The organism is Citrobacter sp. Cpo148 (assembly GCF_030332375.1).
In the GTDB taxonomy this organism is placed as follows: Bacteria; Pseudomonadota; Gammaproteobacteria; order Enterobacterales; family Enterobacteriaceae; genus Citrobacter; species Citrobacter portucalensis.
The window spans coordinates 1-6,651 of record NZ_JAOWHY010000038.1 but is presented as its reverse complement, the minus strand read 5'-3'; the positions used below and the strand labels follow the sequence as shown (position 1 = coordinate 6,651).

General features: G+C 45.6%; 8 protein-coding genes and 1 pseudogene. 7 read left to right on the top strand and 2 right to left on the bottom strand.

From position 1 onward, the window contains the following. From OGY10_RS04205 to OGY10_RS04175, 7 genes and pseudogenes are all read left to right on the top strand, one after another. Positions 1–317 (top strand): annotated as a pseudogene (locus OGY10_RS04205) (replication endonuclease); the annotation flags it as partial. A gap of 158 nt (positions 318–475) precedes the next feature. Continuing rightward, the gene (locus OGY10_RS04200; RefSeq protein WP_001154444.1) at positions 476–664 is read left to right on the top strand and encodes a hypothetical protein; all 189 of its coding nucleotides are present in this window, start codon (positions 476–478) and stop codon (positions 662–664) included. An 11-nt stretch (positions 665–675) separates the two neighbouring features. Further along, the gene (locus tag OGY10_RS04195; RefSeq protein ID WP_019077494.1) at positions 676–909 is read left to right on the top strand and encodes a DinI family protein; all 234 of its coding nucleotides are present in this window, start codon (positions 676–678) and stop codon (positions 907–909) included. Between the two features lie 73 nt (positions 910–982). Further along, the gene (locus tag OGY10_RS04190) at positions 983–1,243 is read left to right on the top strand and encodes a hypothetical protein (protein WP_019077493.1); all 261 of its coding nucleotides are present in this window, start codon (positions 983–985) and stop codon (positions 1,241–1,243) included. Positions 1,244–1,270: 27 nt separating this feature from the next. Next, entirely contained in the window at positions 1,271–1,582 is a 312-nt protein-coding gene (locus OGY10_RS04185; RefSeq protein ID WP_286576336.1) for a hypothetical protein, read from the top strand. After that, positions 1,582–2,664 (top strand): AAA family ATPase, encoded by a 1,083-nt coding sequence (locus tag OGY10_RS04180; RefSeq protein WP_286576334.1) that lies wholly within the window; start codon positions 1,582–1,584, stop codon positions 2,662–2,664. The genes OGY10_RS04185 and OGY10_RS04180 overlap by 1 nt, the downstream gene beginning before the upstream one ends. Further along, positions 2,657–4,849: a S8 family peptidase gene (locus tag OGY10_RS04175; protein WP_286576332.1), complete on the top strand. Its 2,193-nt coding sequence runs from the start codon at positions 2,657–2,659 to the stop codon at positions 4,847–4,849. The genes OGY10_RS04180 and OGY10_RS04175 overlap by 8 nt, the downstream gene beginning before the upstream one ends. 46 nt (positions 4,850–4,895) lie before the next feature. Here the strand turns inward: OGY10_RS04175 and OGY10_RS04170 are convergent, their stop codons facing one another. Both OGY10_RS04170 and OGY10_RS04165 read right to left on the bottom strand, forming a co-directional pair. Continuing rightward, entirely contained in the window at positions 4,896–5,936 is a 1,041-nt protein-coding gene (locus OGY10_RS04170; protein WP_286576330.1) for a phage portal protein, read from the bottom strand. Next, on the bottom strand, positions 5,936–6,651 hold a 716-nt coding region (locus OGY10_RS04165), incomplete at its 5' end, for a phage terminase large subunit family protein (protein WP_502873676.1). The genes OGY10_RS04165 and OGY10_RS04170, both read right to left, overlap by 1 nt.

The window sequence follows — 6,651 nt, the reverse complement described above, 5'->3', positions numbered from 1 at the left end:
ATTTACCCGATATTAAAACCATGGATGAGAAGGAGCTGCAGGAATATCTCCACAACATGGGCCAGAAGGAACGGCGGGAGCTGACAGCCAGGTTGAGACTGGTAAAACCGAAGCGGAAAAAAGCATTCATACAGAGTATTTCGGAGCAGCAGCGCCTGCAGCTTGAGGCAGAACTGACTGCCAGAGGGTTTGAAGGTAGTGCATCTGAGATTGATTTGCTTCTGCGTGGCGGCAGCATTCCATCCGGTGCCGGTTTACGTATTTTTTACCGTAACCAGAGGCTGCAGGAAGATGACAAATGGCGTCAATGGTACTAAGACTGCTGTTTAACATTTCGTGCTTTATTGACCGACATCAGTACATCCAATTAACTGACAAAAAAGAGTTTTACATTTTTTCTTTCCTACTATACTGTTTATATAAACAGTGGGTATATATACAGTTGTTGTGTATCCGTGTAATGATAGGAGGGAAGATGCAGGACTATCTTTTGGAGTCATTAAAGCTCCAGCGTATTGATTTTTTTATCAAGCTTGTAGCGGCTAGTGAGTGCAGCGACGAAGAAAAGCGGCTGGCTATCCAGTGGGTGTCCGAACTGACAGACGAGTTGATGGCGAAAATTCGCAGCCATGAATACAGCCGGTCAATGGACGTTACCAGTTAAAGGGAATCTGTATGCGAATTGAAATAATGATCGATAAAGAGCAGAAGATTAGCCAGGCCACACTGGAAGCCCTTGAATCCGAGCTTTACCGTAATTTGCGCCCTCTGTATCCCAAAACAGCAATTCGTATCCGTAAGGGCAGTGCCAATGGTGTTGAACTGAGCGGGTTAAAACTGGATGAAGACAAAAAGCGAGTGATGGAAATTATGCAGCAGGTCTGGGAGGACGACAGCTGGTTACATTAGATAACGTTGTGAGAGGCGGAACGTAGTTCTGGCGCTCGCAAGGTTGAACAACGAGCTATGCGAGGCGTTAGCTATGGGGTCTAAAGACAACAAGTATCAAATTGTATATCGCGGTCAAACGCTGGAAACAATCATTCCCGGTCAGTGGGTTTTCTTTCAACGACCAAAAGAGTGCGGCGGCGGATACTGGATGGGAAGAACTTATGATGACTGTTTCTGGCTTGAGCTGGAGTATCCGGTGTCTTTATCTGATGGACTTGGTTACTTGATAGTTATTACGAAAGTCGAAGCCACAAGTCATGAATTTGATGCAAATTATTCTCTGTTTGACTGATTTCGTCGTAGTGCATGACTATGCCGCATGAGAACGCATGATCGTTTAAGGATCGTTTATGCTGAGGCCCGCCAGAACTGGCGGGCTTTTGCCTGTTTCATGCAGGTGCATGAAAACCACTACATAAAGCGCGCAGGCGTGGCGGGGATACGAGCGCGCGGCGGCGGTAATAACTGTGTGCAATTGTTAAATCATTCTCAATGTATCTGTGATGTGGTTCGGTTTTTGTTCAAAGTGGTTCGGTATTTAGGTTTTTTGGCTCTCGAATGGCTGCTATTTAGCATTATTGGTGTATTATTGTTTTTATTGTGGTTGGTTTTTGCCGTAAAGGTGGTTTGATGATTAATGTTACGAATGAAATGCTCATTGATGTAGTCAGTGATGCGCTTGCAGGGAAGAGAGAAAGTCTTCTCATGCGGCTAAGAGTTATGGCAAAAAAACTCAAGAAAGAATCTCCTGAGCTAGCGAACAAACTGGAAAGTCTGCTTCTGCATACCAGCGGTGCTGTCGCTGTTGAGCGCGCACAGCCGTTGATACCTAAAGCTGCTCCAGTTGATGCTGACAGTAGGCAAAAGTTGTTAGTTGAAACTTATCCTGTGGTTATTGATGTAGAACCTGTTTGGCCTAGTAAAACTGATGTGCAACTAAATCGGTTTGTGATCGAATGGGAAATGAAAGAACGTCTTTATAAGGAGGGGCTTCATCCTTCCAGATCTCTTCTCATGGGGGGGCCTCCTGGAGTTGGGAAGACGTTAGCTGCAAAATGGTTGGCTTGTAAGCTTGATATGCCGCTTCTTACATTGGATCTTGCGAGTGTAATGAGCAGTTATTTAGGTAAAACGGGAAATAACATAAAAGCGGTTCTTAATTATGCTTCATCATTCCCATGTGTGCTTCTGCTTGATGAATTTGATGCAATTGCTAAAAAAAGAGATGATGCAACGGATGTGGGAGAACTCAAGCGATTAGTTACTGTGCTCTTACAAGCTATTGATGAATGGCCTAACACTTCTATACTAATTGCTGCTACAAACCATTCAGAATTACTCGATCCTGCGGCATGGAGACGATTTGATAGGGTGATTGATTTTGACTATCCAACTAAAGACCTAATTCAAAGATATTTAATGTCTAAAGATATCGGTGATAGTTTAGCTGAGTACATTTCGGCTAGATTGGATAAGGTATCTTATGCTGTAATTGAAAGAGCTATCAATCAGGCTAGGCGTAATTCTATTATAGAAAACTCTCCTTTAAGTTCATCGTTGATAGATGAATTATTAGAAGGAGAGTCTATTGAAGACGTCATTAGAACAATGTTAGCTGAAAATATTGCGCAAAGGAAAATTTCACGCGACCTAGGCATATCTAGAACTCAGGTCAGTAAATTTGTGAAGGCAGAGGACGAAGGAAATGAATGATAAAAATATGCTGCTTGGATATGGGGAAACTCTAACTGGTTCAATAACATTGAATCGGGGAGGTGGTAGTAAAAATAAACCTTATACCTACTCTGAAAATAAACCTGTTATTTCCCGGCAGTTGGGTGAGTTGATTTCTGAAATCAATAAAATCCCGCCATCAGCAATGCCTGAGGGCAAAGCTGTGGCAAAATTTGTACTTCACCCAACATTTCTGGCTAAAAGCTATTTCCCTGTAGGGTTGCTGGATAGATTTTCTCTTGGTAGTATCGGTAGTAAAGCTATTAAAATTAAGCCTAGAAAGGATATCAAAAAGAAAGGGCGGAAAGATGAGTACACAACAGCCTGTATTTATGTTTCCGGTAAGCAGGAAAACTTTCAGCAATTTCTTGATGCTATCAATAAAGATGCGTTAACGAAGGGACAGCAGAATGACTTTATTACGCTGGAAAGCATTTCAATGCTTGAAGTATCTGATAAAGTAAAATCAATCAATGATCATGAAATGATGAATATTGAGGTGGCGCTGCATACTCCAGAAAATACCTCAAATGTAATCGATACTTTTGAATCCTTCGCTTTGCAAAATGGTGCTGTCATTGATACAACAAGGAGCATAAAGGTTAAAGGTTTAACCTTTATGCCAATTAAGGCAAGTAAAGATGTTGCTTTAAAACTGGCTGAGTTTTCTTTCCTTAGAACGCTTAGAGAACTTCCTGAATTAAGATTAAGCGAACCAGTTATAGCGCGCTCTGTGGCACAAACTTCGCATCTTAGTTTGCCTACTGAGGGGGCTGTGAACCCAAATTTAAAGGTAGCTATATTCGACGGTGGTCTGGGTGTGGATGATTTCAGCCCATGGGTTACTGAGTACACCTTTAATGGCAACTCTGCCACAAGTTCTAAGTTGCTTTCTCACGGGCAGGATGTAACGTCCACTGTTCTGTTTGGAGTTCTGGGTACGGATACCGAGAAATTGATGGTGCCTTTTTGCAATATTGATCATTATCGTGTTTTGGACCCCAATGTTAATAATTCGGATGTGGATCTCTTTGATGTTTTGATCCGAATTAAAAGTGTTTTAGAACAAAAACATTATGATTATGTGAATTTAAGTTTAGGGCCAAGATTACCAGTTGATGATGATGATGTTCATGTGTGGACTTCTACGCTTGAGGAAATTCTCGCAAGTGGTGAAACGCTTTGCACTATTGCAGTAGGTAATGATGGCCATCTCCCCGCTCAATTGAACAGAATTCAGCCTCCAGCAGACTTGGTTAATGGACTGTCTGTTGGTGCGGCAACATCTTTATCTGAAGACTGGGAGCGGTGCTCCTACAGTTGCATTGGGCCAGGGCGAAGCCCCGGCTTTGTAAAGCCTGATGGGGTCGCATTTGGTGGGAATGAGGATGAACCTTTTCAGGTATACAGTCCTATGCTTAATGGGCTTGTCAGCACTGCCGGAACGAGTTTTTCAGCGCCGTTGGTGTTGCGGCAGGCGATAGCGTTAAGTTCATCACTGCAGTACAACATTACGCCGCTGACTGCTAAGGCACTTCTTATACATCATGCAGAATGTAAAAAACTTAATCGCTACGAGGTCGGTTGGGGTCGTTTCCCTCATGATCTGAGTGAAGTGATATTCTGCGGGGATGATGAGGTAAAAGTTATCTATCAAGGAAAACTGAAGCCATCCCAACACATGCGAGCGCTTATTCCTGTTCCCGAAATTCCGATGAAAGGTCGTGTGAATTTGAGGGCAACATTCTGCTTCTCTAGTCCAGTGGATGCTGAGCACCCATTAAACTACACCAGAAGTGGATTGGAGGTGACCATGCGTAAAGGCATTTCGGATAGTGATGGACTCACGTTTCCTCTTTTCAATCTGAAAAATGTTTATGCTGATGAAAATGAGCAGCGCATTGATGCTCATAAATGGGAGACGACGTTAAGAAGTGAACATACCTTCAAAGAAGGTGAGTTAACTAATCCTTGCTTTGACATCGCTTATTATGGTCGCGATTGTGGGATGCCTGTTGATGTAGATGAGTTAGATGAATTGCCTTATGTTCTAATTGTAACTTTATCTGCTGAGGAAATGCCTGAATTATATAACCTAATAAGGCAAAAATATCAGACATTGCAGCCTATCCAGGTTCAGCAGCAAATTATTTTGCGTGCTTAATTTAAAAGGGGCTTACGCCCCTCTTTATTGTGACGACTGTTTTGTATCATTCACTCTGAATGTCCAAAGTGTAAGGTTCAAAACTGATCACTTCCTCCCCAATCCAATCATTCAACTCCTGCAGTTGCTTCTGCAGCGGCATCAATTCGTTACGTACAAAGACGCGGCTCGCCTTTTCTACGTCACCAAAGCCGCCGGTATTGTTGGGAATAATCCCCATCATTTGCGGTGGCACGCGGTGCGCTGCCATCATGTCATCGCGGCTCACATTCTTGATATTCAGAAACTCATCCTTTGCTGCAACTTCTGACAGCGGGATTATCTGGATGCCGTCCTTTTTTCCGTTGGGCGAATACATAAACAGGTTGCGGAAGTTGCCCGGGCCTTTGGCGCTTTTCATTGCCTGGCGGATATTGTTCACGTCCTCCTGATTCTGTGCTGCGTCGGTCATGTACATGATGAAACCCGCATGGCTGCCGTTGATGTAATACTTCCGACGAAACAGCGTTGCGGACTCGTTGAGCAGGGTTGACGGGATGGCGGAGAGATAGCCGGGCAGCCCGTAAATCTCCTGATTAATGTCAGGTTCCAGCAGATGAAAAATGCTGCCTTTGGTGAACTCATACGGCTGTGTGGTCATTCCATATTGCACAAACCAATAGGTATTTAAATCGATCCCGCGGCGGGTGTATTTTGCCAGTGAAGGCTCCAGTGACAGAACACCGCCCAACCGGTTGGTGCGCTTTTCCAGATAGGCGTTACCAAACACCAGATAGTCCTGGACGAACCGGGAAAAAGCCTGCTGGCTGAGCAGACGGTGCGGAATGTAGGTACTGCTGAGAATGTCCCGTTTAACGGCAATAGGTGAGCTGTGATGCACGGCGGCACGGTAAGTGCGAGCCAGCCCATCAAAACTGACTGGCGGTTCATACCATCTGTCCATCTGTACGCATTCCACATAGTCCAGCAGTTCGCGGCGATCCAGCACCGGGATAGGATCGCCAAAGCTGAAAGCTTCTGCAGATATGCCGTTGCTCTGTTCAACGCTCTGTTTAACAGCAGCGCGGTTTTTAGTCCTCTTGCCCATCAAAAAATCTCCACAATATTGCTGGTATTGGCGGATTCGCCCTGCAGCGGTTCGTTAAACAGTGCGTGCATCGTTGCCCAGGCCAAATCTGCGTGGCTGGCTTCTTCGCTGCGGCTCGCTTCGTAAGTAGGGCGGTTGCCGCTGGCGGTTGTGGCGCGGCGGATAGCCATAAAGGACTGCGCAATATCGGTATGCCCGGCGTCAAACTCCAGACGGCGGTGGCTGATAATGTCGTACGCCTTGAGAACCAGGGCGTTTTTGACGTTGGGGTTGTAGACAAACTCCCGCACGGCAGGAAAGAACGCTTTTACGTTCTCATAAACACCGTGCCCGACGCCGGTCGAGTCGATGCCGATATAGGTCACGTTGTACTGCTGAGTTAGTTTTTTGATAGCGTCCGCCTGGGCGCGAAAGTCCATCCCGCGCCACTGATGACGTTCCAGAATGCGGAACTTCCCGCCAGGTACAGTGGGCGGGGCCATAACCACGCAGCCTGCGCTGTCACCGTTCTGCGTACCTTTCGCCGGGTCGTAACCGATCCAGACTTCTCGCCAGCCAAACGGGCGCAGCGCCAGCGCCTGAAAATCGGTCCAGACTTCCCAGCTGTCCACCATGCACGCCTGCAGTTCGCTGAGCGGGAATACTGACGCCAGATCGTCAATAAATTCGCACATCAGCAGGTTCTGGTATTCGTCCGGGCTGTACTCCATGCGCA

What these genes read in the sequence shown, in the direction of transcription:
- OGY10_RS04200 (WP_001154444.1), top strand. Translation starts at nt 476, where the DNA reads ATGCAGGACTATCTTTTGGAGTCATTAAAGCTCCAGCGTATTGATTTT.
- OGY10_RS04195 (WP_019077494.1), top strand. Translation starts at nt 676, where the DNA reads ATGCGAATTGAAATAATGATCGATAAAGAGCAGAAGATTAGCCAGGCC.
- OGY10_RS04190 (WP_019077493.1), top strand. Translation starts at nt 983, where the DNA reads ATGGGGTCTAAAGACAACAAGTATCAAATTGTATATCGCGGTCAAACG.
- OGY10_RS04185 (WP_286576336.1), top strand. Translation starts at nt 1,271, where the DNA reads ATGAGAACGCATGATCGTTTAAGGATCGTTTATGCTGAGGCCCGCCAG.
- OGY10_RS04180 (WP_286576334.1), top strand. Translation starts at nt 1,582, where the DNA reads ATGATTAATGTTACGAATGAAATGCTCATTGATGTAGTCAGTGATGCG.
- OGY10_RS04175 (WP_286576332.1), top strand. Translation starts at nt 2,657, where the DNA reads ATGAATGATAAAAATATGCTGCTTGGATATGGGGAAACTCTAACTGGT.
- OGY10_RS04170 (WP_286576330.1), bottom strand. Translation starts at nt 5,936, where the DNA reads ATGGGCAAGAGGACTAAAAACCGCGCTGCTGTTAAACAGAGCGTTGAA.